We start from the raw sequence: 26,303 nt of genomic DNA, 5'->3' as shown, positions 1-26,303 counted from the left end.
GAGTCGCTCCTACCCGGTGAGAGCCGCCCACACCGCAGCGGCGAGGGCGAAGTCCAACCCTGAGCGAATGACAGAGGCTCCGGCAAGTCTGGCGCCGTCGGCATCCTCGAGGACGACCAGCAACACGCTGTCTTCGCGCTCCGTCACTTCGATGAGACGCGGAGGCAAAGCAGCGCTCTCGGAGAGCAAGGTGGCCACGGCGTCGACGATGGCCTTCCTGCGTCCTTCGCCCGTGGATCCTGCCCGAAGCGTCACGGTGTCGCCGGCCGAGTCCACGACCGTTACCGTCGCACCGGCCCGGTCCTCCTCCACGCTCACCGATTCCAGACTCGTCGGATGCTCGAGCTTCGGCCGCGTGGCGACTTCGATGGGCGGCATCGGTGGAGTACTCGGTTCGACCTTCACACGCTCCGGGGCCACACGAGACCGATATCCGTGTGATTCGAGGATCCTGCCGATTGCCAACGCGACGGCTCGTTCGTCGGCACCCTCGTCGAGAGTGACCTTGATACCCACGACGGAACGACCGTCTGTCTCGATTTGAGCCGATGCAACTCCGTCGAGTTCGCTGATCGCGCGATCGAGCACCTCACTCATCGTGAGGTCCTCAGCCGACGCCGCCACTCGAGATACGCGACGACATCCTCGCCGGACAGTGCCTGGTCCACAGATCCGTACGCCGTAAAACGGCGCCACGCGAGATAGCGACTTTCGGGAATGGGAAGGAACGGAAACCTTCTCCACCAGGCTTTTGGAGCGAACGCGAAGGCTGAACGCGCTGCCTCCATCCATAGATCAGGTCTGCGGACAACTGCCCGTTTCACCCCGCCCACGTGCCTCCTCAAGCTCCCCAGGACACGTTGATCATACCGCGCAGTTTCACGCTCGGTCTTTATCGTTCGAATACGCCCGGTTTGGATTCGCCACCGACGGAGGCCTTCGTCGCCATTACTCGTCCTCAAGAGCCCTCCGCACGCTGCACGCATCTCCGTCGCGCTGATAGGCTCCGGCGCGGAGGTGAGACCCTATTGACAACGATGATCCCGGCTCCAGAACGTATCGACCGCTTCGCCGACCTGTTCGAGGCGATCGTCTCGAACGTGGAAACCGTCATCCAGGGCAAACGTGAGATCATCGAACTGATCGCCATGTCCTTGATGGCAGAAGGCCACGTCCTCATCGAGGATGTCCCGGGAGTCGGAAAGACGCTCCTTGCCAAGTCGCTGGCAAGGTCTCTGGACTGCCGCTTCCATCGCGTTCAGTTCACACCCGATCTTCTCCCTTCGGACATCACCGGTGTATCGATCTGGGACAGAGCCAAGACGGAGTTCATCTTCAAACCCGGAGCGATTTTCGCCAACATCGTTCTCGGTGACGAAATCAACCGCGCAGGACCAAAAACCCAGGCTGCGTTGCTCGAAGCGATGGAAGAACTCCAGGTGACCGTGGACGGTGTCACTCGCCCGTTGCCCCCACCGTTCATGGTGATCGCGACACAGAACCCGTTGGAGCATGAAGGAACCTATCCACTCCCGGAATCCCAGCTCGATCGATTCATGATGCGGCTCGTCGTCGGCTATCCGACACACGGAAAAGAAATACAAATGCTCGAGACTCACGGCACACATTCGAGTTTCGACGACCTCAAACCGATGGCGACGGCGGAGGATGTCCGGGAAATGAGTGAGATCGCTCGTAACATTCACGTGGCCGGCTCCCTCAAGGGATACATCGTCGACGTGGTCGAAGCGACCCGTCGCCATGGAGAACTCCTCCTCGGTGCCTCTCCCCGCGCCGCGCTACACCTCCAGCGCGTCGCCCGTGTCCGCGCCGCCATGCAGCGACGCGACTTCGCGACGCCCGACGACATCAAGGAGCTGGCACGTCCGGTGCTCGAACATCGCATGGTGCTACGCCCGGAAGCACTGATGCACGGAACCACGATCGCCGAAGTGATCGACTCGGTGCTGCGCCATGTCCGCGTGCCCGGAAGGTAGGTCGGGATGACCATCACAGAGCGAGGATGGGCGGGTCTCGGTGCCGCCCTCGCACTCCTCGTCTTGTGGGCTCTTCTCGGAGAAGTCGAACTCGCAGCCCTCGGTCTCCTCATCGCCGCCGCCGTCTTCCTCGGTTGGCTCAGCATACGCGGGGGCATCCCGGACATCACCGTCTCTCGGCACCTTCACCCTGCGCTCGTGCAGGAGGGAGACACCGTCTCCGTAGAGCTGATCGCAAGGAACGACGCACGGCGGCCATGGAGATACATCACGATCGACGACGAGATCCGCCAGTTGGGAGAAGCGCGTTTCCGGATAGGCTCGCTCGCTCCTCGCGTCACCTTCTTCGGCGCCTACGAGATCTCCTGCCACACAAGAGGCATCTATGAACTCGGACCGACAACGGTCTCGAGAAGCGATCCCTTCATGTTCACCAAAACGAGTAGGCGAATCGGCGCCATCGACAGGCTCATCGTCTATCCCAGGGTGGAACGGCTCAGCGGCCTTCCAACACTTCGAGGCGTAGACCCTTCGATGCAGGCGGCACGCTCCGAAACCGTCCAGCGAGGCGGCGAAGACTTCTTCAGCCTGCGCGAGTACCAGACCGGCGACGATCTACGAAGGGTCCACTGGCCGACGACGGCACGGCGCGATGAAATGATGATCCGTCAGTTCGAGGCACCGTGGGAACCGCGTGCGCTCGTTGTCGTCGATCCCAGATCTGCCGTCTACGGCAGCCAGGAAGCATTCGAAACTGCAATACGCGGGGCGGCTTCGACAATTCACCACTTCTTCTCGGCCGGACTTGAAGCCGACCTGTGGACCGGAGGTGACCTCACGAGTCTGGATGTGAACCCCTACGAGGCTGCCATGCGGGTACTTGCCGGACTGCAGCCGATCCCTGCCTTCGATTTCAGCTCGGCGGCGACCCGTCTTCGCCTGAAAGGCCGGGGTGGCACGCTTGTCATCGTCACAGGGACGCCCGACCCGCAGGTGTCCTCCGTCACAGGGCACCTCACCCACCACGCAGGAGCAACGGTGCTGCTCACCGTCTCTTCGAATCCGGCACCTGTCAGCTTCGGCCGCGGTGGCGCGATAATCGTCTCCATCCGACCTGGAGAGGCGTGGGCCACCGCCTGGATGAAAGCGATGCCATGGGCAACCGCTGGAGTTGGATAGCCGGGACTGCCGGCATGGCGCTGGCGATTCTGCGCCTCGAACGCCTCCTGCGACCCTCGGTCGAGGGAGCGCCTTGGCCGATCGCCGTGGCCGCCGGGGCGGTCATGGGAGGCATCATCACCTGGGCCCTGCGAGGCCGGTGGACCACCATCTTTGCCAACGCCGGTGCGCTGACCCTCGTCGGCCTGCGTATTACGGTACCCGGAACGCTCACCTTCGGACTGCTACCGAGCTCCGGTACATTGCCTGCATTCCTGGCAGAGCTTCGCCTGGGCACCGATCTGATTCGGCTCGGTGTCGCCCCTGTCTCACCGGTCGCCGGGCTCGTCCTCATCCTTACCGCCATCTTTTGGGGCTTGGCGGCTCTGATGGCGTGGAGTATCCGCCACAGACATCCCATCATCGCTCTTGCACCACCGCTGCTGTTCTACCTTCAGCTGGCGGTCATCGACCAGGCAGCTCCGGGACTCCTGTGGAAAGCCGCATTTCTCGGGGCCGTGGCGTTGGCGTTCATCGCCGTGGCCGAGGATCAACGATCGTCATCGACGCTCCAGATGCGAAGCTCAGGCGGTCCTGCCAGGCCTGCATACGTGTATCCGGGCGCGTTCGTCGCCATCTCGGTCCTGATCGCGCTCGGCGGCACCGGACTCGTCTCCAAAGTGATCCCCCCCACCGGTCTCATCGACTGGCGCAGCCACACGAGTATCGGCGGAGGGATCCTCGTCGGAGTGTCCTATAACCTTTTCACCGGTATCCGACAGCAACTCGTCTCGCAAACCGACACACCCGTCTTCACTGCGAGAGTCGAAGGCGATGTGGACCCTTCATCCATCTACTGGGAGCTGATCACCCTCGAAACGTTCGACGGTGAGAACTGGATCCCCAAGGCGCGAGAAACCCACGGACCCGACAGCAACGTGTGGGAGGATCCGGACATGTCGTTCTTCGGCCCGGTCGTCCCGGTGTCTGCGTCCGTGACGATCGCGAAACTCCGTCAGAACTACCTGCCGATCGTGTACTCCCCCACGTGGTTGGGTTCCGACTCGGCACTGTTCAACGACAGCTTTCGCGTCCGGACCGATGGTTCCATCCAGTTCGACCTGCTCACCTGGGAAGACCTCACCTACCAGGAAGCCGCACTGATGCCGGCACCGGACCTGAACGCCCTCGCAAGCACCGGGGGCAGACTCACCCCCATTTTCCAGGAGGCTGCCGACCGCGGCGCGTTCGATGGAAAGGCGGTTCCGACACCGGCGATCAACAGGCCTGCCTCGCTCTCCGACGCCCTGGAGCTTCCGACGCTCGACCCGATCATCCGCACCCAGGCACGCGCACTCACCGAGGGCGGCACCAGCGCGTTCGAGAAGGCGCTCCTGCTCGAGGCCTGGTTTCGTGATCCAACCATTTTCACGTACTCACTCGACGTCGACCCGGGCCACGCGAGCAAGGATCTTGCAGACTGGCTCTTCACGACCGACAGCCCCAGCTACCGGACCGGCTACTGCGAGCAGTTCTCGACGGCAATGGCCGTCATGGCTCGTTCGATCGGAATCCCCGCCAGAGTCGTCACCGGATTCGGGCCCGGAGAAGTCCAGGCGGATGGAACGATCATCGTCCGGGATCGCAATGCCCACGCCTGGGTGGAACTTTGGATGAACAACCAAGGCTGGGTTCGATTCGATCCGACACCGCGATCACTCGGCGACAATCCGTCGACGATGAGCACCGTCGGTTTCGACCCTCGCGAGTACATCCCTCCGCCGCCCGAAGTGACAGAATCGCCCGATGTGGAAAAGCCCGCTGCGCCACGACAATTCGATCCCAACTTCGACGAGCGACAACTCGTGCCCGGATCCTCCTCGGCGGACTCGGATCGGACTCCACTACGAATCGTCACGCCGACACGACTCGTCCTGCTTGCGGTGTTGCTCATGTTCTCATCGGTGCCGATGGCGAAAGCGATCCGCAGACGGAGAAGACTCGCTCGCTTTCGAGATGGCGATATTTCGGGCGCCTGGGATGAGATCGTCGATCGGCTCACCGATTACGGAGACGTATCTTCACCCTCCTGGACACCCCTGGAGGTGGCAGCGTCGGTACACCACTCGATGGGCCCCCTCGCCGATGGCGTCACGGCACAGGTGTTCGGACCGCAGGGACGTCTCGACGATCGGCTCATCGACCGGGCAGCCGCGTCCTTTGCAGAAACCGAGACATACCTGCGAACCATCCACCCGATCGGAGATCGTATTCGAGCGAGGTTGCGCCTGAAGTCATTGTTGCGACCCGGAGGGTCCACTTAGACCGCTCTTGCACTTCGTACTTCGTATCGCGACCGCGGGCCTGTGCAAGACCGCGGGGCGGGTGTAGCGGCTCAGGCGTGTCGAGGAAGAGAACGCCGCGAGCCGCAAAAGACAACCCGGCGCCGCACCGACCACCGGCCATGGGAAACCGGCTGCCGGCTCAGCCGTCCACGGCTTCCTCGTTGACGCCTTCTTCGCTCCAGCGGATCATCTCGAGAAAACGCTCACGATCGAGTTCGAACTTGCTCACATCGTCTTCGACGGAGCGCGTGATGCTGTCGATCGCGACGAAGAACGCAAGTTGTCCCCCTCGAAGAGCGTCGAGAAGTTGCTCGTCATCCTCGGTGATGGAGAAAATACTCTGACCATCGGTCACCAGCTTCACCTCGGCCAGATGGCGGTCCATGCCACCATTGCGCCGAAGGTAGCCCCATGCTCTGCGGACCCGCTGCACGGACATCCCATTGTCCAGCAGGCTCTTGATCACGCGCAATGCAACGAGGTCTCGAAACGAGTAGAGCCGCCGCACACCAGGACGGCCGCCGGTGCTCTGCAAGGAAGGTTCGAGAAGGGAGACACGATCCCAGTACCTGAGCTGATGTGCTGTGCAACCGGTCAGCTTGGAAGCTTGCTGCGCCGTGAATCCATCCACCTGTCATCTCTCCCCGATGTAATGGGCGGCCACGACGACCGCCAACTCCGAACCGGCATATGGGCGCCGGGACTCTCACTCTAGCGTCGCGAGACGGTCACTGCCGTTTGCGTTTTCCACCCAGAAACCGGGGCATCCACCTCGCATCCTCAGTCCCTGTGATTGCCCTGTGGGCGTGCACGAAAGCGCTTCCGGCGAGCACCATGACCACGAACCCGCCGAGGGCGAGCCACTGATTGAAGGCGAAGGTTCCCAGGGTCATCGCCAGTCCCAAGAGAAAGAAGATCGCCGCGATCATTGCTCGTCTCGAAGGGACCCTGCCGAGTTTGCCGACCTTGCGCACCAAGTTCGGATCCTCGGCGTAGAGGCCCTGCTCGATCTCCTGAAGGATCTTCTGTTCGCGCTCATCTAATGGCATAGTCGATAGTCCTCAATCACATCTGCACCCATGATACCCCTCGTTCCGGTATTGCCTCGGAGGTTGCTGCGAGGCGGGCCGGCACCATGGCATGGTCCCCGAATCTGGTACGGACCTTCACGACCGGCAGCTTTCCAAGCTTCCCTGCCCTTCGCATGCGCGCTCAAAGCCGCCCACCTGTTCGGAACCCACGTGGTGCTGCTCGAGACCCGATACATCGAGGAACGCCTCATCTGTCGAGACTCCTTCGACGAGCGGTGTGAAGCTCCGGAAGATCGAGAAGACGTCCCCAGACGCCTCCCGGTATCTGACGTGATCGACCGGCAGGACCGCGGGGTCGCTACAGACCCGCCGAACGCGCGGGGGCATCGCGAAGGCCACTCCGTTCGCGCCTGCCTCGTGGGACACCGACGCGACCGCTCCCCCGGTTTCCATGCCACCGACCACAACGGGGCGGCTGCACGACGACAGGTCGTCACGTCGTTCGATTTCAACGAAGAACGAGTCCACATCGATGTGCAAGACAGGCTCGGCAAAGGGGCTGCGCTTCATGCGTCTACCGTGCCAAGCCGCTCGGTTCAGAAGTGATCCGGATCATGCAGCCGGTCCATTCACTTGGCGAGCTGCGTGAAGAGCTCTCGATCCGTCTCGAATGCAAGCGAAGGCAGATGATCGAGAGAGAAATACCGGGCCTCTGCTGCGTCATCGCCTGCCTGCAAACGGCCGCCGGTGACTGTCGCATGAAACCACACCCCGACGGTCAGCTTCGCAGGATCGTGGAAATTGGAGGCCACGAACGCGACCGCTCCGATCCGCGCCTCGAGACCTGTTTCTTCGAGCAACTCCCTAGCTGCGGCGTCTCTGATGTCCTCGCCGTATTCGACGAATCCAGCCGGTACCGACCAGAGACCCTTGAGACGACCCGAGGCCCTTCGCACGAGGAGGAGACGCTCGTACTCGTCACGGACGATCGCCGCCGCCCCGACGGCAGGGTTGCGGAAGTGGACGTAAGAGCACGCCTGACATGCGACTCGGTCGCGTCCGTCCACCGTACGCCGACCAAGACGCATCCCACACCGGGGACAGAAGACGAACTCGCCGGGCCAATTCACGACATCAGGCTACTTCCGATTCATCAGGAGCCGGCCGAGCAACACCTGGCACACGTCTCCGATGCAGCCAGATGGGCATGGTCGCAAGGCCTACGCGCGAGCCCCCACGCCCGCCCATCGGTCCTGCATCGCCTCACGGTCGGGATACGAGGCACGAAATTCACACTACGGAATACGATCCACCGACTACGTGTCTCACGACCGGCATCACCCTCTATCTGCCGAAGATCAGCACCGCGTTGTGCCCGCCGAAGCCAAACGAGTTGCTCATGACAATCCCGACATCCTGCTTCCTGGCTTCGTTCGGTACGTAGTCGAGATCACATTCGGGGTCGGGATTGTGGTAGTTGATCGTCGGGGGAAGCACGCCGTCGCGCATGGCGAGGATGCCGGCGATCGCCTCGACCGCACCGGCACCGCCGAGAAGATGTCCGGTCATCGACTTCGTCGACGAGATCGCGAGCCGTGCGGCGTGCTCACCGAAAACGAGCTTGATCGCCGCCGTCTCGGTCACGTCATTCGCCGGCGTCGAGGTGCCATGGGCGTTGACGTAGCCGACCTGTGACGGCTCGATCTCGGCATCGTCCAGGGCTGCCTGCATCGCTCGGGCTGCTCCCACGCCACCAGGGCGGGGCAGCGTGATGTGGTAGGCGTCGGAGGACATCCCGTAGCCGAGCAGCTCCGCGTAGATCTGCGCTCCTCGTGCCAGCGCATGTTCACGTTCCTCGAGAATGAGGGAGCCGGCCCCTTCCGCCATCACGAACCCGTCGCGAGTCGCATCGAAGGGGCGACACGCTCCTTGCGGGTCTTCGTTGCGGGTACTCACCGCCCTCGCCTGGGCGAAGGCAGCAATACCGAACTCGCAGATCGAGGCTTCGCCGCCACCGGACACCATCACGTCGGCAGCACCTCTCCGAATGATCTCGGCCGCGTCACCGATCGCGTTTGTGGACGCAGCACAGGCAGTCACCGTGCAGGTCACGGGGCCCAGCAACCCGAATCCGATCGACACGTCTCCCGCAGCCATGTTCGGGATCATTCTCGTCACCTGGTAGGGAGAGATCCGCTCGGCACCCCGAGTCCGCATCGTATCCATACCTTCCTGCATCGACATGAGCCCTCCGATGCCCGAACCGACCACCACACCTGCCCGGGTGCCGGAGTCAGGGTCGTCGGAGTAGTCGATTCCCGCGTCCAGGAGAGCCTGGGTGGTTGCAGCGTAGAAAAACTGGTCGAATCGATCCATGCGCCGGGCCGTGCGCCGGGCCATGTACTCCTCGGGGTCGAAGTTCTTGACCTCGCCTGCGAATCGGACAGGCAGTTGCGAAGCATCAAACAACGTGATCGGTCCAACGCCCGACGTTCCGGAGAGCAGGGCACTCCAGTAGTCCTCCACGGTATTCCCGATGGGGCTGATGACTCCCAACCCGGTAACGACAACACGCCGGTCAAGACCATGCACGTCGATCAGGCCCCGAGCTTGGCGATGACCACGTCGACGGCCTGGCTCACGGTCCCGATGCCTTCGGCATCCTCGTCCGGAATCGTGACCCCGAACTCATCTTCGAGAGCCATCAGCAGCTCGACGACACCAAGTGAGTCGACTTCGAGATCAGTCTCGAATCTCGCCTCCGGCGTGATCTTCGTCTCGTCGATTCCCAGTTCCGAAACGAGGAGGTTCTTGAGCCTGACCTCGATCTCCGCTCGATCCATGATTCTTCCTCTCTGTCATAGAGCCAACCCTCCGTCCACAACGAGCACGTGACCCGAGATGTACGAAGCTTCGTCCGATGCAAGATAGCCGACTGCAGACGCGATCTCCGCCGGAGTTCCCCATCTCCGGAGAGCAATGGAGGCCGTGGCAGCCGCTTTCGTCTCCTCCGGCAGACCGGCAGTCAGATCGGTCTCCACGAATCCCGGAGCGATCACATTGACCGTGATCCCCCTGGATCCGACCTCCTTGGCCACAGACTTCGTGAACCCGACGATCGCCGCCTTTGTGGCCGCGTAGTTGGCCTGGCCCGGGTTCCCCGCAAGACCCGCCACCGAGCCGATCGTGATGACGCGACCCCACCGGGCTCGCACCATGGAACGGAGGGCATGTTTGGTGCAGAGGTACACCGATGTCAGGTTGGTCCGGATGACCTCATCCCACGTGTCGACGTTCATTCTGAGCAATAGCGCGTCACGGGTTATGCCTGCGTTGTTGACGAGCACGTCGACCGGGCCCAGCCGATCGGCGACGCGCTGGAACATCGAAGTGACGGCGTCGTTGGACCCCACGTCTGCCTGTACCGCCAACGCGTCTCCACCACGCTCGATGATGGTGCCAACGACTCCCTCTGCAGCCTCGGCACCCTTCGAGTAATTGACCGCAACACGATGCCCGCGCTCGGCGAGTAGCAGGGCGATGGCTCGGCCGATGCCGCGAGATCCACCGGTGACCAATGCGACTCTGCTCACGATCTGACCCCATTTCCGAAAAACCGAACGTTCCCCTCCAGCAGTGAGAAGACATCCGCATCGGTCGGTGGCAACTCTGCGTCGCTCGTTCCGAGCGGCGTCGTACGTTCGCCCCACCGGACGAGCGCCGCCGCCCAGGTCAGTCCCGCACCGAAAGCCGCAAACACCAGGTTGTCTCCCGGATGAACGTTGCCCCCCTCGAGTGCCTCGGTCAACGCCATCGGAATCGTCGCGGCGGATGTGTTGCCGTAGCGTTGTATGTTCACGAACACCTGGCCGGGCTTGAGTCTCAGCCGCCGGGCGGTGGCGTCGATGATCCGAATGTTCGCCTGATGAGGGATGAGAAGATCGATATCCGCCAGATCGAGGCCTGCGTCATTCACGACCTTGATCGCGGCGGCGCCCATCGCTTTGACGGCTCGCTTGAACACCTCCGGACCGTCCATCACGACTCCGTAGGCGGACCTGTCCGGCCCCTGGTAGCGATCGCCCGATGTCCCGACGTTTGGAACACAGAGCAACCCTGCGGCTTCGCCGTCCGAACCGATGGTGACGGAGCGGACGCCGTCTTCACCCTCGGTCGGCTCCAGGATGACGGCACCTGCCCCGTCACCGAAGAGAACGGCCGTGCTGCGATTCGTAAAGTCGAGATAGTGAGACAGACGCTCGGCGGCAACGAGCAGCACCCGGCGATGCCCTCCACCCCGGATCATCTGTGTGGCGACATCGAGGCCGTAGATCCAACCCGAGCATGCTGCATTCAGGTCGAATGCCGCGGCGTTGACGGCCTTGAGCTTCGCCTGCAGCAGGGTTGCCGGACTGGGGATGACCGAATCGCCCGTGCATGTGGCCAAGACGATGAGATCCAGATCTGACGGCTCAAGGCCTGCTGCAGCGAGAGCGCGAAATGAGGCAACCGCCGCCAGATCGGAGGTCCCAACATGGGAGATCCTGCGTTCTTCGATACCGGTGCGGGTCATAACCCACTCGCCCGACGTGTCGGTGAGCTTCTCGAGATCTTTGTTGGAAAGGACGGTCGGGGGGGCGCATCTTCCCCATCCGGTGATCGTGGCGTTCGTCATCGCTCCTCGCTCAGTCGTTGTGCGATTGCTACAAGGCTCGTCGTATCCCCGGCAACCATCACGACGGCGTCCTTCACCGTCTTCCTGGCCATCCCGGCGGTTACGTCGCCCGGTCCAACATGAACGAAGGCATCCACATCCATGTTCTTGAGCACTTCGGCAAATCGCACCGGTTCGACGACCTGGCGTTCAAGGAGATCGGCGACTTGGCGCTCAGGGTAGGGATGTCCCGTGACATTTGCGTACACCGGGAACGAAAACGGTCCCATCGCGACGTCACGCAACGCTTCGCCCACTCGAGAAGCGGCAGTGGCCATGAACGGTGAGTGGAAGGCACCGGCGACGTTGAGTGGAATGACGCGCCGCACACCGAGATCCCGCCCCCTCGCCACGATCCAGTCGATGTCCGCTCGACCCCCTGCGACAACGATCTGACCGGGAGCGTTGATGTTCGCGACCCACATCCGGCCACCGTCGGCTCTCCGACCCGCACTGATGGCTTCGGCCTTCTCTTCGTCCACGCCGATCAGCGCAGCCATCCCGGACGGCTCCCGATCTGCAGCCGCGGCCATCGCCTCTCCGCGAATCGAGACGAGGCGGAGCGCAGTTCGATAGTCGAACGCTCCTGCGGCCGCGAGTGCCGTGTATTCGCCCAGGGAGTGCCCAGCAGCGGCCACAGGTGCGGTGTCGAGGCATGCCGAGAACTCGGCCCACATTGCATAGCCGAGAGCGAACAGGGCCGCCTGGGCGCGATCGGTTCTCGTCAAGGCCTCTTCCGGGCCGTTCAGGCACACATCTCTCAGCGACCATCCAAGGATCTCATCGGCGGCTTCACCGAGCAGGTCGGGGCGCGCATCGAACAGGTCGGCGCCCATGCCGACGCGCTGACTGCCTTGTCCCGGAAAGAGGATCGCGAAACGCACGGGGATTCAGACCCGACAGCACGGACTCCGGTTACCCGGACTCCGTAGGCAAGGTTTCGAGCACCCCGAGCACCCGGTCGACATCTCGATCGTCCACATCCCGGTGTGTCGCGAAACGCAGGATCCCAGGAGACATCTCTCCCACAAGGACACCGACGTCGGCGAGGCTGCCGATCAGCGCGTCGACATCGACCGGCAAGCCCTCACTGTCGACGATCACCATGTTCGTCTGGATCTGCTCCATTCTCACCGAAGAGGGAAACCGCTCTGCGATCTCCTCACCGAGGCGACGAGCCAGCCTGTGATCGGCCTCGAGATGGTCCCGGTCACGCAGCGCGACCCGAGCTGCGGCTGCGATGACGCCGACCTGCCGCATACCGCCACCGAGACGCTTACGGCGAAACCTCGCCTCTTCGATGACATCCTCGGAACCACAGAGCACCGACCCGATGGGAGCGCCGAGCCCTTTGGAAAAGCAAAACATCACCGTATCGGCCTCGGCGGCAATCGATGTGGCTTCCACACCGAGCGCCAGCGCCGCATTGAAGATCCTCGCTCCGTCCAGATGCACGGGGATTCCGAGACGTCTCGCCGTAGCGGTGGTCGCTCGCATGGTCTCGAGTGCAACGACGGTACCCCCCGTCGAGGTCAGTGGGTTCTCCCAGACGAGGAGGCTCACGCGAGGCAGGTGGTAGCCGGCGCCCGCAACGGCGGCCTCGACATCTTCGGGCAGAATGCCCCCGTCACAGGACTCCACCGTTCTGAACTGAACCCCCGAGATGGCTGCAGCAGCCCCGACTTCGTACTGGCGCACGTGTGCGCTCGCCACACAGAGTGCTTCGTCCCCTGGCCGGACGAGTGTGTTCAAAGCCAATTGATTTGCCATACTGCCCGTCGGGGTGAATACCGCTGCCGCTTTCCCGACTGCGGCTGCAGCTTCCTGCTCGAGCGCATTCACGGTCGGATCTTCTCCGTAGACGTCGTCTCCGACCTCGGCCTCGGCCATCGCTCTACGCATCTCCGCAGTCGGCCTGGTCACCGTATCGGATCGGAAATCCGCGATGCCCTCTACAAACGCCATCCAACCTCCCGTTTCGCGGTGCACAGTACACCCGCCGGGTGGCGGCGGTGCGCACATCGGCGGCCCGCTTCGCTCGCGTGCTTCCTACTGCGTACTTCCTGTTTCGTGTCGCGATGGACTTTTGATGTCAAACCGCGGGGCGGCCATCGGAGCCCGGACGTAACACCTCGCGTCGACCGGCAGGCCTCATCGACGCGGAGAATCTGATGAAGCGAAGACGGGACTTGAGCCCGTGATTTCGCCAGGCAATCCCCCGCCGCCGGCTCCAAGAGGCACGCCGTGCACTGCTCGGCAGGCTCTCAGACTGCGACGGGCATCTTGTGAAGACTCCGGCGCCGTAGAGGACTATCCTCTCTGGGCTGTGACGAATGTACAGATCCCCGTACTGCCCGATGGTGAACTGCCGCTGCCCTCGGCGTTTTCACGACTCTATGACCTCGCATACAACATGTGGTGGACATGGTCGGGCGGCAGCCGCCTCTGGCGAATGATCGACGCAGATCTGTGGACTCGCTACCGGAACCCGGTCGAGCTTCTCGGAGCCGTCGACCGCTCCACGTGGCGAAACCTGGAGGAAAGCAGTGACTTTCAGGACCTCTATGAAGAGCTGATCCGCCGCTTCGACGCGTACATGCGTCCGGAGAACACGTGGTGGGCTTCGATGGAACCTGGCTCGGCGGGACCCATCGCCTACCTCTGTGCCGAATACGGAGTCGACAACCTGCTCCCCACGTACTCGGGTGGACTGGGCGTGCTGGCGGGTGACCACACGAAATCCGCCTCGGATCTCGGCGTTCCGCTCGTTGCCTGCGGTCTCCTCTATCGGCGAGGGTACTTCCGCCAGGAAGTCGACGCCGTCGGAGACCAACAGCACACCTATCCCGTGGTAGACCCGGTGCGCCTACCGACACAGCAAGTTGCCGGACCGACCGGAGGCCAGCTCAAAGTCGATGTCGATCTGCCTGGGCGACAGATCAGGGTCGGCGTGTGGAAGGTCCAGGTCGGTCGCGTACCGATCCTGTTGCTCGACACCGACCTGCAAGAGAACGACGATGCAGATCGGCCGATCACCCACACGCTGTACATTCGGGGCCGCGAGATGCGGTTTGTGCAGGAGTACATCCTGGGCATCGGCTCCGTGCGGGCACTGGCTGCGCTCGGAATCGAACCAACCACATGGCATGTCAACGAGGGTCACGCCGCCCTCAGCGTGCTGGAGCGAACAGCCCGCCTGATCGCCGACGGCAGCACGCCGGAACAGGCTCGGCAGAAGGTCAAGGCGACGACGTCCTTCACTCTGCACACACCGGTGCCCGCAGGAAACGAAGTCTTCGACTTCCCGTTGGTCGAGAAGTACTTGAGCGACATGCCCCGCCGCCTGTCCATCCACATGGGACAACTCGCCGGAATGGGCGCCGCGCATGAGGGTGACGAGCAGCATTTCAACATGACGGCTCTTGCGATACGGTCCGCCTCGTTCATCAACGGCGTGAGCCGACGTCACGCCGAAATCGTTTCGCGTGACTGGGCCCACCTCCTTCCCGGACGTGCCGCAGCAATCACCAACGGAATCCATCCGAGCACATGGCTCAGCCGTGGCTACCAGCGACTCCTCACCGAGATCTATGGCCCGCAGTGGCACCGCACATTGATCGACGATCCCTCGGCGATCAGCAGACTCGACGAGATCTCCGATCAACGGCTGTGGGAGATCCATGCCGGCGAGAAGCGTCTCCTCTCTCGATTCGCTCGAGGCAGGATCTTGGAGCAGCAGGCGCGGCAGGGAGCGTCCCCGGACGCCTTGCGCGCCGTCGCGAATATCCTCGCTCCGGACCGCCTCACCATCGGTTTCGCCCGGAGGTTTGCCACGTACAAGAGAGCCCTGCTCCTGTTCCACAACATGCCCTGGCTCCAGGCGATTCTCACGAACCCCGACCGGCCGGTACAAATCCTCTTTGCCGGCAAGGCACACCCGGCCGACCAGAACGGTCAAGGACTGATTCGCCGCATCGTCGAATTGTCGCGAACTCCCGAACTGGGCGGCCACGTGCACTTCCTCGAGAACTACAACATGCGAATGGCCAGATACCTCGTTCAAGGAGTCGATGTCTGGCTGAACAACCCCCGACCGCCGCTCGAGGCCTCCGGCACGTCCGGGATGAAATCAGCGATCAACGGAGGACTGAACCTCTCCATCCTCGATGGCTGGTGGTTGGAAGGCCACAACGGGAAGAACGGTTGGGCGTTCGGCCTCGAGTGGGGTAACGGTGATCACGCCGCCCAGGACAACGAAGACGCCATCGCCCTCTATCGGACGTTGCAGGACGAAGTCGTCCCCAAGTACTACGACCGGCAAGACGATGGGATCCCTCACGGCTGGGTCGCCATGATGCGAGAAGCGATACGTTCCACCGTGGTCGCCTTCTCGTCGGACCGCATGGTCAAGGAGTATGCGACCAACGCCTATCTTCCGCTGAGCAGGCAGCACTAGCCCTGCCACAAGGCTCTCACGGACTTGGTGTTCGGTACCCGGCGCCCCGGCCTCACCTGGACCCCGGTACCGCAGGGCGAGCGTCGCGGTTCCGGTGGGCAACCGGGAGCCGGCAGGCGGCACGTCAACCGAAACCCTCGGCACTTTCGAGATCCGGGCCGTGCATCAGCCGGCGATACCGCAGGTGATGGCAGGTGAAGCGCTATCGCTCCAGAAACCGCTTGATCCCCCGCACCGCCTGGCGGATGCGATGCTCGTTCTCGACGAGGGCGAAACGTACGAAACCCTCGCCGTGGGGCCCAAACCCCACACCGGGGCTGACCGCCACCTTCGCCTCCTCGAGCAGTTCGAAGGCGAACGCGAGCGATCCCAGGTCTTCGAATCCGGACGGAAGGGGGGCCCAGGCAAACATCGTCCCCTGAGGGCGGGGAATCTCCCATCCAGCCCTCGCAAGTCCGTCGATCAACGCGTCCCTGCGTGTCCGGTAGATGTCGCGCACCTCGGCTACATAGCTGTCGCCTTCGTTGAGAGCGACGATCGATGCGATCTGGATCGGCTGAAACGTGCCGTAGTCGAGATACGACTTGAGCTTCGCCAGCGCAGCAATCATCTCCCTGTTGCCGACGGCGAAGCCGATACGCCATCCCGCCATCGAATGTCCCTTCGTCATCGTGTAGAGCTCCACGCCGACGTCTTTGGCACCCGGCACCTCGAGGAGACTCGGAGGCACGTATCCATCGAACGAGATATCTGCATATGCGAAGTCGTGGACGAGCATCACTTCATTCTCTTTGGCGAAGGCGACGAGTCGCTCGAAGAAGCTCAGATCTACGCAGGAGGTCGTCGGGTTGTGGGGGAACGAGGTGAGGATGACCCGCGGTCGGGGCCAGCTGTCGGAGAAGACGGTGGCGAGACGGCCGAAGAAGTCCTCCCCCAGTCCCAGCGGGACACGTCGCACATCTGCACCTGCCAGCACGGCTGCGTAGATGTGAATCGGATAGCTGGGCTCGGGCACGAGGGCCACATCTCCCGGCTGCACGAGCGCCCACATGAGGTGGGCCAGACCCTCCTTCGCACCGATAGTCGTGATGACCTCGGTTTCGGGATCGATCTCGACGTCGAATCGCCGCCGGTATCGGGCTGCGACCGCCTTGCGCAGGTTGGGAATGCCGCGTGATGCGGAGTACCGGTGATTCCTCGGGTTCTGGGCCGCTTCGACCAGCTTGGCGACGGCGATCGGTGGCGATGGAATGTCCGGATTCCCGAATCCGAGGTCGATGACATCCACACCGGCGCGACGCGCTTCCCGCTTCGCGGCATCGACCTCTGCGAACACATAGGGCGGTAGATTCTCAATACGCCGGAACTGCACCTTGACCTCCGTTTCCGGCAGGGTAGTTGACACGTACCCGGTACGGGGGTTACCGGTGAGGCAACTCGCGACTCAGAGGAGAGGGAGTACTTCGGCCGCAAACAGATCCCACGTGTTGCCAAGGAGGGAGAGCACGAACTCGTCGATCCCTGCATCGGCAAGTCGCCGAAGCTTCCCGGGAAGGGATGCAACCGTTCCGGTCATCACTCCCCTGGTCGATCCACGCCGAGCGACGGCATCCGCGAGATCCGCATCGTCGCGGGCAAGCAGAACCTGACCGCCCCAACTGATCGTTCCCGCAACCGGCGCATCGTGACGGCGCCTGGCGAGCCAATCGGCTTCCGCCGCCCACACGTTCCAGCCGTCGGCCGATCGAGCGGCAAGGTCCTGAACGGCTCGTGACGTGCCCCCAACCCAGATCGGCACCCGATCCGAGACCGGCAGCTCACGCCGACGAATCGCTTCGATCGTCTCGCTCACCATGGAAAGACGCTCTTCGACACTTCCAAAAGTGATCCCGTACGCATCGAACTCGGGACGAGAAAGAGAATCACCGGTGCCGAGACCGCACGTGACTCTTCCTCCACCGAGTGCCTGGGCCGTCAGGACCGCTCGAGCGGCAGCCTCCGGATTCCTCATCGGAGCGCGCAGGACCAGGGTGCCGACCCGGATTTCATGTGTCGCCGCGACCACCGATCCAAGCACAACGAACGACTCGACTATCGGTCGATCCCTGTCGTCGAGGGGAAAGAGGTGGTCGAAGAGGAAGACCCCGTCGAACCCGAGCGATTCGGCGCGCACCGCAGCCGCCGGCACCGTATCCGGGTCACCCGTGAATTGTGGAAGCGTGACGGAGACCGGGATCCTCAACCGAGCCGCCGTGCCAACCAGGACAGCCTCGCCGGAACCAGGCCCGCAGCAAGGTCCACGACGTTCTCGACGATGGCAAGCACGTCCTGGGAGCCATCCCAGTGTTCCAGTACGATGTCTTCTCCCGCCGAACGAATCAGCCGGTGTAGAGCCAGAATCACGACAAGAGCATCGTCGGACTGGCCGAGAAACGGAATGAAGTCGGGTACCAGATCAATGGGCGACAGTACGTACCCCGCGGCGAGAATGGCGAACGCCTTGCTCCGAGCGGGGACCCTCGGGTCACGAACCAGCCGGCCGACGAGCTTGACCATGTTCGGAAGCGCCAGCATCGCCTCCTTGAGCGGGCGGTGAGCGCCACCGGATCGGGCACCGTCGGGCCCGATGACCTCGTCGGGATACAGAGTGTCAGACATCGGACTCCTTCGCGGCCGCCAGGCCTGCGCCCACCAGTGCCGAATCCTCGCCGAAAGCAGCCGCCACGACCGGAGTCGGCGCGCGTACATCGTACCCTTCCAGTGTTGCAGCAATGGCACGCTGTGCGGGCCGGAGGAGGATCTCTCCGAGACGCGAAACACCGCCGCCCACCACAACCACGTCGGGATCGAGCACGGCGATCAGATTGGCGAGCCCCACGCCAAGCCATCCGCCGACTTCTGCAACGAGCCCACGCGCCTCCGCATCCCCGTCGATCGCAGCCTGGGTGAGGTGGCGCCCGTCGGGTATCGCCCCCGCGGCAAGCTTGCCGATTCTTCCGTGGGGATCCGCTGCGACGGCATCTCGTGCCATTTGATCGAGTCGCCGCCCGGAGGCAAACGTCTCCCAGCAACCCTGCCGACCGCACGTGCACAGTGGCCCACCGACGTCCACGACGACATGGCCGATCTCACCGGCGAACCCTCTGCCGCGATACACCTCGCCATCGATGACCAATCCTCCACCCATCCCCGTTCCGAGCGTCGCCATCAGAACCGAGCGATGGCCCACTCCGGCTCCGAGCGTCGCCTCCGCGAGCGCGGCGAAATTGGCGTCGTTGTCGACGATGACAGGAAGAGAGAACTCCTCGTGCAGGATCCTCCGAAACGCGATGCGTCTGCCGACAACGTTCGGACCCCATTCCATGATCCCATCCGCCGTCACGAGCCCGGCAACCCCCAGGCCGATCCCACGGATCTCTGGCGTGATCAATTGCCGCACGAGTGCTTTGGGATCCTCGACCATTCCCGCGGAGTCCCGAGGCCGCGAACGTTCGACCCTGTGCGCCACGCTTCCATCCGCCGAGACGACACCGCCCGACATCTTCGTGCCGCCCAGGTCGATACCGATTACCGCCATGAATCTATCCTACCGATGGCCCACACACGAGCAGGATGCCTTGCCGCCAAGACATATCTCTAGTTGCACTTGGAATGGAATCTGACTATTCTGTTGTTAGATTTACTGAGCACCTACAGAGAGGAGAAACGTCATGCGTGCTCTGCTCCGTTATGATCCGTTCAGCGTCGCAAGGGACCTGGACCAGTTCTTCGAGGGATTCGGCACACCGGTCGACCGGCCGTGGATTCCCCGAGTCGACGTCTTCGATCGCGAAGACGCTCTCATCGTCCGAACCGAGCTGCCCGGAATGCGCTCCGAAGATATCGACGTCACCATCGAGAACTCCGAGTTGGTGATTTCCGGTTCCCGCTCTTTCGACCAGGAGGAAGAGGGCAAGGGATATCATCGCAGGGAGATTGCTCACGGTGAGTTCCAACGGGCCATCTACCTGCCGGACGAGTACGACGCCGACAAGATCAGTGCCGCCTACCGCGACGGCATCTTGGAGATCTCCATTCCCAAGCGCCCGGAAGTTCTCCCCAAGAAGGTCAAGGTCGACATCGCAGACTGACACGGCGACAGCACACCGATGGCCCGGCACTCGTCGGGCCATCGCCGCGTCTTGGCTTGCCTCGCTCGCCCTGCCCGGTACTTCGTATCACAACCTCGGGTCGATACGGCTCCCGCCGGGCCGATTCGATGACACGATCAGGTTGGTCTGCGTCGGTCAAAGATGCACGGCCGTCGAGATGTGTCCGATGGAGTGCTCAGCCGTCTCCTAGCGCTCCACGAACTCGATCGTCAGGACACCTTGGGAGAGCTTGGCCCCGGCGATCTCCCGACGCTGGAGCGAATCGGGGAGGACAAACGAGCGCCGGTACGGGCCGACGGTCACGTACACCTCGTGACCGTCACGCATGACGTCGATGTCCTCGCTCGTCGCGAAGGGCAAAGAGAGCTCGAGACGCACTTCCTTTTCGTGCTCGACCACACGGAACGGACGGTTTCCCACGTACGATGTGATCGGGTCCGTGTCCCCGTACAGTTCCTCCCCGAGTGCCCGCAGGCGCTCCTCCCCCACCATCTCGTCGTCGAAGAGTCGAAGTCGGAGCACCGGCACGTCCGCGAACGACTCGTCGATTCGCTCGAGATGTTCGGCCTGAATCTCTCGCCACCGTTCGAAGTACGGATCGTTCACGGCGTCGGGAAGAACCCTGTTGACCACGACCCCATCGACCGCGTAGCCGAACAGGGTCAGGTATGTATAGGTCCTCCGAGCCTCGTTCACGACCATACGCTCCGGGTTCACCACCAACCTCGCAGTCGTGACCTTCGGGTCGAGCAGCAATGTTCGTGCCTTCTCGATACTCGTGAACACATTCTCTGCCGCGTCGTAGACTTTCTCGCCTGGCAGCGGAAGGTCGGTCACACGGCTCAGGACGGGCCTTGCAGCCCGCATGAGCCGGCGTTGGGTGAAGAAGATCTTGTCGAAGTACCAGGACAGGACCTCCGGAAGGGACAGCAGTCGCAGGGTCTCGGCCGTCGGCGCACAGTCGACGACGACGAGGTCATACCGTCCGGAGATCGCCTGGGCCCGAACCTCGATGAGTGCAAACAGCTCATCCATACCGGGGAACACGAGGAATTCCTCGGCCTCGATACCGCGCACACCGCCCCAGTCGAGGATGGCCATCAGCTGATTGCGAATCTCCCCCCAATAGGATTCGAGCCGCTTCTGTGTGTCGATCTGCTGGGCGTGGAGGCCGGGGACGATTTCGCGCGGTTCATCTCCAAGAGGAAGCGCAAACGCGTCGGAGAGGCTGTGCGCCGGATCCGTGGAGACCACCAGCGACCGGTACCCCAGGTCGGTTGCCTTCAGGGCGGTCGCCGCCGAGATCGTTGTCTTGCCGACGCCACCCTTACCGGTCACGAGGAGGATCCGCATCAGTCCTCCCCGACTTGCCGCACCCGCTTTCGCAACCCGCGCAGCGCTGTCGAAACAAGCTGCTTTTCGGCCTGACGCCGGAGAAAACCTGGAAGTGGGAAACCGTAATCGACACGCAACGCATAGATCACGTCCGTCCCGCCCCCCTCGATGTCGTTGAGTTCGTACGAACCGACCATTTCCCGAATGTCGTCACCCGGCTCGGCCACCCAGGACATCACGTGGGGACGCTCGAAGGTGTAGTTGAGCACATAGGTAATGACTTTGACCATCGCGTCGACCTCGAACTCCGCTCGAGCGGGAAGGCCGTCGGGATCTCGCTCGAGGACGACCACCGACCGCATCGCGGTGATCCATTCGGGATAACGCTCGAGGTCGGCGAGCACGTCGAAGATCTCCCCGGCAGGCGCAGGAATCTCGATGCTCTGGACCGTACCTTCGCTCATTCTCGCTCCTCTTCGTTATCCAAGGGTAGCCCACCGTCGGGCTCACGAAACGTCGTGTCGCACCGGACGTCGCGTCGCTCGGAAATACCCGACGTTCACGCAAATCGTACCGCCGACCCTCCAGCGCGCCGCCTGCGGCTGATGGATGTCACCGAAGTAATGATGTGTCGGCCGACTGGTGCGCAGATAGTCGAGCACCGCCCGTGAACCACCTTCCAGCCGACCGGTGATAACGTCACGATGCAAGGAGGGAATGGCCGGCGGAAGGTGTGTGCACAGCACGTCGACCGGACCGAGTCCGTCCAGCTTGCGAGCCAACTCGCCCTCGGACACCTCTCCTGGCACACCCAGCGGCGTCGGAGACCCACCACCGACCATACCGACCGTGACACCCTCGATCTCGATCGCTTCACCATCTACGAACTGCACACCGTCGGGAAGCGAGCGCCGAAGCAGCCCCGGCCAGTCGACGTTGCCGTAGGTCGCATAGGCTTCGGTACCCTCCAGGGCGGCCCTGACCGCCGCATACTGAACGTCGACTGCTCGCGTAATCGCTTCACGAACCTGCGTTGCATCTCCCCCGAACCGTTCCTTCCACAAACGCCTCGACGCCGCATAGTCACCGTCCGCCCTGTACCGAGACACCTGCTGGACGAAGGCCGTTCCGAGTACATCGGCGAGAATCCCCTCGTTGGTGCGGTAGTCGATGAAGTTGATGAAGTCACCGAGAACGAGCAGGGGCTCGCCACTCCGCGCCACACGCGCGAGCGCCGAGAAGGCCCCATGGACATCGGACACGAGCAACATCACACCGTTCCGACGTACCAGATCGCCGCTCCTGCCGCGACGAACGCAGCAACGATCGCCGCCCATGCAGGCCAACCCCCGTAGGCCGCCGACAGACCCCCCATCCCGAACGCGATCAGCGCACCGACAACGCGCCGGCCCAACAAGCCGAATCGCTGCTCCGGATTGCCGGCGTCGGTCCGAGACGCAGCAACCGCGATCACCCATGCAATCAGTGCGATCAGCCCCACTATGAGAGCGACACCGTACGCCGATCTCATCGCTGCGTCCCTTGTGCCGAGACCATCACGATGATGAGCACCAGCAGCACGGCGCCGACGAGCGCGGTGAGCACACGCGGCCGAAGCATGATTCCGTGGGTCTCGCCCCGGGCCCACCGAAAGGCATCGAGCACACCGATCCCCCACACCCCCACCCCGACGACAACGAACAGGATCCCGGCGAAGAGGACGTCGTGAGTGATGAGCATTACGCCCAAGAGGAGGCTCATCGCGACGAGCGCTCCCACCGACACACCGAGGAGAGCCTGGCCGGCATACGCGTGTCCCAGCCCCGGAAGCAAAAGGCCGCGCAACACGGCGCCGCGAGCGTCCACCGATTGTTGTTCCTCTGTCTTGAACGCTTCAAAGATCGAACTTCCGCACGCCGCGCAGTACGAGTCGGCGAGCGGGTTGCCGACTCCGCACACCGGACATGTCCACGCTCCCCCACCGAGGCGCGGCGTCTCGGGAAGGGGCAGGTCCATCGCGATCTGCCCTTGCGCGGTCGCGATGATGTCAGGTTCGGGGTGCTCCGCATCCGCTCCCTCGGTCTCCTGAGCGAACGGCCGGTAGCACTGTCCGCACCACAACGCTCCCACGGTGTTGCGAGCTCCGCAGTTCGGACAGATCACGTGTCTGGGCATCCAGTTCAGCGTACCTGGTCGCGCCCACCCAGGTCTCGGAGACTGAGCACGATCTCCTCCTGGACCTTGCCATGAACCTCCTGTTGCTGAGCCGCTCTCAACACGGCGATCGCGAACGGACCTCCGATTCGACCGAGTGCCCAGGCGCTGTGGAGGCGAAGAATCCAATCCGGATGTGCCACATAGCCTGCCAGCAGGTTCACGAAAGATGCGTCCCCGGTGTTGCCGATGGCAACGAGAGCGTTGCGCCGAAGATAGCGAGCCTGACGGCGCGGAATGTAGAAGTGTCCGTATCGATCCAGGATCGTGCGATCGGAGCTTCTCAAGATGGCCGGGAGGTCGACGATTCCCGCCCGCGATACACCCGCATCGCGCAGATGCCTGCGACCGGGCGGGCATGCCTCCGAGCAATCGTCGCAGCCGTAGATACGATCCCCCATCGGTTTCCGGAGATCTCTCGGGATCACGCCGGGTGCCTGAAGGATCGCAGCCAGACAGCGGCGTGCGTCGAGCACGCCCGGGCTCGAGAGCGCACCTGTCGGACACGCCGACAGACACGCACTGCAACTCCCGCAGGTCCTGAACTCCCCTTCTGTCGTTTCCAGCGGAGCGTCGGTCACCACCGTCCCGAGCAAGAGCCATGGGCCCACACCGGGAGCGAGCACCATCGTGTTCTTGCCCCACCAACCGACGCCGGCCCGTACCACCGGGGCACGGTCCACGAGACGGTTGTCGTCCACAAGGACTTCGGCCTCATGCCCCTCTGCCCTCAGATGCTCTGCGATGCCGCCGAGGGCCTGCCGAAGCGGCGCGTAGGCGTCTCGCGTGGCGAAGCGCGCAATCCTGCCTTCGCGTGCCCTTCGCGGGGGAGGGCTTCCACTTTCGGCCACATAGGCAGCAGCACCGACGACGAGCCGCTGCGCCCACGGAAAACTGAATCGTACGTCTGTGGACCGTTCCGGGTTGACGAACGTAAATGTCAACCGTCCGGCCATTCCATCGGCCTTACGCGCTTCGATGGAACAACGCACGTCTTCGAACGGCTCGGCCGTGCAGATGCCGAACCCGCTCAACCCTTTGGCCACGGCGATGGCTCGCAGGTCCTGGGCCACCCGATCGGTCATCCTCTGAGCATAGGAACCTCGCTTCGGTCGGCGCATCTCGTGCCGGGCACTTGGCACGGGGCACTTCGCATTCACCATCGCAACCTGCCCCGGCCCCCCGGGTACGAGCGTCACGGCTCTTGCCGGTGGCTCGATGCCGACCGCCAGAGGGCGATCCGCCCGCCGAACGGATCTCCCGGATCACGCAAGTCTCAGTCGGCGAGTACCGCGCGGCCTTCGACCGACGTCGACGCCCCCGACGGGATCATTCGGCAGGTCCCTTCGCGACGTACCAGGCGAAGCGGAGGAAGCAGCCCCACCGACGCCATCTGCCCAAGGGCTTCCGCCTCGTCCCCACCCAGTTCCAACGGTCCTGCCGCCTCGCGCAGCAGGTAGGTCACCACACAGTCGGCACATGCCGTCGAGTGCTGCATCGTGCATTCATCACAACTGATCTTCATGGCTTCGATACCTCCAGTCCATCTGTGATCAGCATACGAACCGGGTGTGACAGAAAACGGGGACGGGTCGACACGTCTCTGACGGCGAACCAGGCAACCCATCATCCGTTCACGCGCGTGCACCGCAGCATCACCGACCAACGCATGCAAGAAGGGTCGAGCCGTCGGCTATGTGGGCGGGGAGAGCCACTCCTTCAGGGCCTGGCTCCACAGACAAAGCGCCCGCGGACAGCCCTCTCTGACTTCTCTGTCCGAGCTCACGACCACCACGTTCCCGTCGACCGTCCCGCTCAGCCACATGATCTCGTCGTCGGCGATCGTTCCTTCGTCGGTGAAGCGAACCTCGATCCCTCCGGGACCGAGCCCACTCTCCTCACCGCCCGACAGCGTCGAATCGTAGATGACCAGCAGCCTCACCGGTGCCACGGCCAGCCGGCGCACGCGGGCGAGACGGTGGTTGATGTCCTCACGAGTCAGCGGTTCAGGCCACTGATGCGACAGGTTGTACCCGTCCACGATCATCACGAACGGTTCCTGTTGACCCAACAACCACTCGATCGCCACTCCGTCGTCCGGCCGGACACCCGCAGGCAGCGTCAGAGGCGGCGAAGGGCCAACCTCGGGCGCCTGCATCGGAGCCGGATCGGCCCGAGCCGAAGCCACGATCTGATCGAGCAACGAAGCCAACGCGACCGGGTCCCGTATCGACCACACGTCAGGAGCGCGCGTGGCAATCGAGGCACTCGAAGCCCGCCGTGCACGCCGCAGCTCGTCGCGCAAGAACGCCACTCTGCCATCGGCCTCGGCCAGATCCCCGATCGCCTGCTCGATATCTCGCTCCAATGCAGCCACCCGCGACTCCGCCGCCAGTCTCTCGAGCCGTTCCGCCTGTCGGGCCTCTTGCACCCGTTCGGAGATCTCGTGACTTCGACGCCTCGCACGCCGCTCGGCCTCCGCCGCGCCGGCGCGAGCCTTGTCCGCCCGCTCACGTTCCACGCCGAGCTGCTGCTCCAGGTCACGCGTCCGCGCCTCGAGGCGCTCGACACAGCCGACGAGATCCCGGTGAGACCGCGCCGCGACAGCAGCCTCGACGACCTGCTCCCATCCTTCGGGTCGCAACAGAAACGCGGCAGAGGCGGCATCCTCGTCTGCCGCCTCTTCGATCTTCGGCCATGCCCCGACGGCCTTGTCCCGTAGCCACGCGAACCTGTCGAGGTCCCGAAGCAACGATCGGGCGAGTGGCGGTGGCAACAGACGGGCGGTGGACGCAGCGACCCGGCGCAGTGAAGGGAGGATCTGATCCTCGTCGAGGTCTCTCAACGCCTTGCGAGCCGCCCGGATCGCCGCTCCCAGCACACGAGGGTCGTATTCGTCCAT

General features: G+C 63.4%; 27 protein-coding genes. 5 read left to right on the top strand and 22 right to left on the bottom strand.

Annotated elements, in window-relative coordinates; genetic code table 11:
* Window positions 1–9 precede the first annotated feature (9 nt).
* On the bottom strand, window positions 10–597 hold the full coding sequence (locus tag GXP34_03445) for a hypothetical protein (GenBank protein ID NOY55020.1): 588 nt from the start codon (window positions 595–597) through the stop codon (window positions 10–12).
* A 440-nt stretch (window positions 598–1,037) separates the two neighbouring features.
* On the opposite strand from GXP34_03445, the gene GXP34_03440 reads away from it, so the two are divergent.
* The 3 genes from GXP34_03440 to GXP34_03430 are packed head-to-tail and all read left to right on the top strand — an operon-like array spanning window position 1,038 to window position 5,479.
* The gene (locus GXP34_03440; protein ID NOY55019.1) at window positions 1,038–1,997 is read left to right on the top strand and encodes a MoxR family ATPase; all 960 of its coding nucleotides are present in this window, start codon (window positions 1,038–1,040) and stop codon (window positions 1,995–1,997) included.
* Window positions 1,998–2,003: 6 nt separating this feature from the next.
* Window positions 2,004–3,176 carry a DUF58 domain-containing protein gene (locus GXP34_03435; GenBank protein ID NOY55018.1) on the top strand — a complete coding sequence of 391 codons (1,173 nt, stop codon included), beginning with the start codon at window positions 2,004–2,006 and terminating at the stop codon, window positions 3,174–3,176.
* Window positions 3,152–5,479 (top strand): DUF3488 domain-containing protein, encoded by a 2,328-nt coding sequence (locus GXP34_03430; GenBank protein ID NOY55017.1) that lies wholly within the window; start codon window positions 3,152–3,154, stop codon window positions 5,477–5,479. The genes GXP34_03435 and GXP34_03430 overlap by 25 nt, the downstream gene beginning before the upstream one ends.
* Window positions 5,480–5,639: 160 nt before the next feature.
* Here the strand turns inward: GXP34_03430 and GXP34_03425 are convergent, their stop codons facing one another.
* The 10 genes from GXP34_03425 to GXP34_03380 all read right to left on the bottom strand — a co-directional run bounded on the left by GXP34_03425 (window position 5,640) and on the right by GXP34_03380 (window position 13,210).
* A complete protein-coding gene (locus GXP34_03425; GenBank protein NOY55016.1) occupies window positions 5,640–6,131 on the bottom strand; it encodes a MerR family transcriptional regulator in 492 nt (163 codons plus the stop codon).
* Between the two features lie 97 nt (window positions 6,132–6,228).
* Window positions 6,229–6,549, bottom strand: coding sequence for a DUF3040 domain-containing protein (locus tag GXP34_03420; GenBank protein ID NOY55015.1), 321 nt, complete (start codon window positions 6,547–6,549; stop codon window positions 6,229–6,231).
* Window positions 6,550–6,666: 117 nt separating this feature from the next.
* Entirely contained in the window at window positions 6,667–7,101 is a 435-nt protein-coding gene (locus GXP34_03415) for a hypothetical protein (protein ID NOY55014.1), read from the bottom strand.
* Window positions 7,102–7,160: 59 nt separating this feature from the next.
* Complete coding sequence (locus tag GXP34_03410) at window positions 7,161–7,619, bottom strand: NUDIX domain-containing protein (GenBank protein ID NOY55013.1); 459 nt, start codon at window positions 7,617–7,619, stop codon at window positions 7,161–7,163.
* A gap of 256 nt (window positions 7,620–7,875) precedes the next feature.
* A complete protein-coding gene (gene fabF / locus GXP34_03405) occupies window positions 7,876–9,132 on the bottom strand; it encodes a beta-ketoacyl-ACP synthase II (protein NOY55012.1) in 1,257 nt (418 codons plus the stop codon).
* On the bottom strand, window positions 9,129–9,374 hold the full coding sequence (gene acpP / locus GXP34_03400; protein NOY55011.1) for an acyl carrier protein: 246 nt from the start codon (window positions 9,372–9,374) through the stop codon (window positions 9,129–9,131). Before acpP ends, fabF begins: the two co-directional genes overlap by 4 nt.
* 15 nt (window positions 9,375–9,389) lie before the next feature.
* Window positions 9,390–10,127 carry a 3-oxoacyl-[acyl-carrier-protein] reductase gene (gene fabG, locus GXP34_03395; GenBank protein ID NOY55010.1) on the bottom strand — a complete coding sequence of 246 codons (738 nt, stop codon included), beginning with the start codon at window positions 10,125–10,127 and terminating at the stop codon, window positions 9,390–9,392.
* The gene (locus GXP34_03390; protein ID NOY55009.1) at window positions 10,121–11,206 is read right to left on the bottom strand and encodes a ketoacyl-ACP synthase III; all 1,086 of its coding nucleotides are present in this window, start codon (window positions 11,204–11,206) and stop codon (window positions 10,121–10,123) included. The genes fabG and GXP34_03390 overlap by 7 nt, the downstream gene beginning before the upstream one ends.
* On the bottom strand, window positions 11,203–12,129 hold the full coding sequence (locus tag GXP34_03385) for an ACP S-malonyltransferase (GenBank protein ID NOY55008.1): 927 nt from the start codon (window positions 12,127–12,129) through the stop codon (window positions 11,203–11,205). Before GXP34_03385 ends, GXP34_03390 begins: the two co-directional genes overlap by 4 nt.
* 31 nt (window positions 12,130–12,160) lie before the next feature.
* Window positions 12,161–13,210: a low specificity L-threonine aldolase gene (locus tag GXP34_03380; GenBank protein ID NOY55007.1), complete on the bottom strand. Its 1,050-nt coding sequence runs from the start codon at window positions 13,208–13,210 to the stop codon at window positions 12,161–12,163.
* A 361-nt stretch (window positions 13,211–13,571) separates the two neighbouring features.
* On the opposite strand from GXP34_03380, the gene GXP34_03375 reads away from it, so the two are divergent.
* Complete coding sequence (locus tag GXP34_03375) at window positions 13,572–15,701, top strand: glycosyltransferase family 1 protein (GenBank protein ID NOY55006.1); 2,130 nt, start codon at window positions 13,572–13,574, stop codon at window positions 15,699–15,701.
* A 202-nt stretch (window positions 15,702–15,903) separates the two neighbouring features.
* Here the strand turns inward: GXP34_03375 and GXP34_03370 are convergent, their stop codons facing one another.
* From GXP34_03370 to GXP34_03355, 4 genes are all read right to left on the bottom strand, one after another.
* The gene (locus tag GXP34_03370; protein NOY55005.1) at window positions 15,904–17,073 is read right to left on the bottom strand and encodes an aminotransferase class I/II-fold pyridoxal phosphate-dependent enzyme; all 1,170 of its coding nucleotides are present in this window, start codon (window positions 17,071–17,073) and stop codon (window positions 15,904–15,906) included.
* Between the two features lie 72 nt (window positions 17,074–17,145).
* On the bottom strand, window positions 17,146–17,943 hold the full coding sequence (locus GXP34_03365) for an LLM class flavin-dependent oxidoreductase (GenBank protein NOY55004.1): 798 nt from the start codon (window positions 17,941–17,943) through the stop codon (window positions 17,146–17,148).
* Entirely contained in the window at window positions 17,940–18,359 is a 420-nt protein-coding gene (locus tag GXP34_03360) for a DUF1232 domain-containing protein (GenBank protein NOY55003.1), read from the bottom strand. Before GXP34_03360 ends, GXP34_03365 begins: the two co-directional genes overlap by 4 nt.
* Window positions 18,352–19,278, bottom strand: a complete 927-nt coding sequence (locus GXP34_03355) for an ROK family protein (GenBank protein ID NOY55002.1) — start codon at window positions 19,276–19,278, stop codon at window positions 18,352–18,354. The genes GXP34_03360 and GXP34_03355 overlap by 8 nt, the downstream gene beginning before the upstream one ends.
* Window positions 19,279–19,411: 133 nt before the next feature.
* Here GXP34_03355 and GXP34_03350 point away from each other — a divergent pair, with 133 nt between their 5' ends.
* Window positions 19,412–19,831 carry an Hsp20/alpha crystallin family protein gene (locus GXP34_03350; GenBank protein NOY55001.1) on the top strand — a complete coding sequence of 140 codons (420 nt, stop codon included), beginning with the start codon at window positions 19,412–19,414 and terminating at the stop codon, window positions 19,829–19,831.
* 207 nt (window positions 19,832–20,038) lie between these two features.
* On the opposite strand, the gene GXP34_03345 is transcribed toward GXP34_03350, so the two are convergent.
* The 7 genes from GXP34_03345 to GXP34_03315 all read right to left on the bottom strand — a co-directional run bounded on the left by GXP34_03345 (window position 20,039) and on the right by GXP34_03315 (window position 26,303).
* Window positions 20,039–21,205 (bottom strand): TRC40/GET3/ArsA family transport-energizing ATPase, encoded by a 1,167-nt coding sequence (locus GXP34_03345; GenBank protein NOY55000.1) that lies wholly within the window; start codon window positions 21,203–21,205, stop codon window positions 20,039–20,041.
* Window positions 21,205–21,651 (bottom strand): SRPBCC family protein, encoded by a 447-nt coding sequence (locus tag GXP34_03340; protein NOY54999.1) that lies wholly within the window; start codon window positions 21,649–21,651, stop codon window positions 21,205–21,207. Before GXP34_03340 ends, GXP34_03345 begins: the two co-directional genes overlap by 1 nt.
* Window positions 21,652–21,693: 42 nt before the next feature.
* On the bottom strand, window positions 21,694–22,458 hold the full coding sequence (locus GXP34_03335) for a metallophosphoesterase (protein NOY54998.1): 765 nt from the start codon (window positions 22,456–22,458) through the stop codon (window positions 21,694–21,696).
* Window positions 22,458–22,718: a hypothetical protein gene (locus tag GXP34_03330; GenBank protein ID NOY54997.1), complete on the bottom strand. Its 261-nt coding sequence runs from the start codon at window positions 22,716–22,718 to the stop codon at window positions 22,458–22,460. Before GXP34_03330 ends, GXP34_03335 begins: the two co-directional genes overlap by 1 nt.
* Window positions 22,715–23,362: a hypothetical protein gene (locus GXP34_03325; protein ID NOY54996.1), complete on the bottom strand. Its 648-nt coding sequence runs from the start codon at window positions 23,360–23,362 to the stop codon at window positions 22,715–22,717. Before GXP34_03325 ends, GXP34_03330 begins: the two co-directional genes overlap by 4 nt.
* Window positions 23,363–23,367: 5 nt before the next feature.
* Window positions 23,368–24,486, bottom strand: a complete 1,119-nt coding sequence (gene queG / locus GXP34_03320; GenBank protein ID NOY54995.1) for a tRNA epoxyqueuosine(34) reductase QueG — start codon at window positions 24,484–24,486, stop codon at window positions 23,368–23,370.
* A 608-nt stretch (window positions 24,487–25,094) separates the two neighbouring features.
* Window positions 25,095–26,303: a hypothetical protein gene (locus tag GXP34_03315; protein NOY54994.1), complete on the bottom strand. Its 1,209-nt coding sequence runs from the start codon at window positions 26,301–26,303 to the stop codon at window positions 25,095–25,097.

The organism is Actinomycetota bacterium, assembly GCA_013152275.1.
In the GTDB taxonomy this organism is placed as follows: Bacteria; Actinomycetota; Acidimicrobiia; order Spongiisociales; family UBA4744; genus BMS3Bbin01.
Note: the sequence above shows the minus strand (reverse complement) of the source record. Positions and strands in the feature narration are given on the sequence as shown.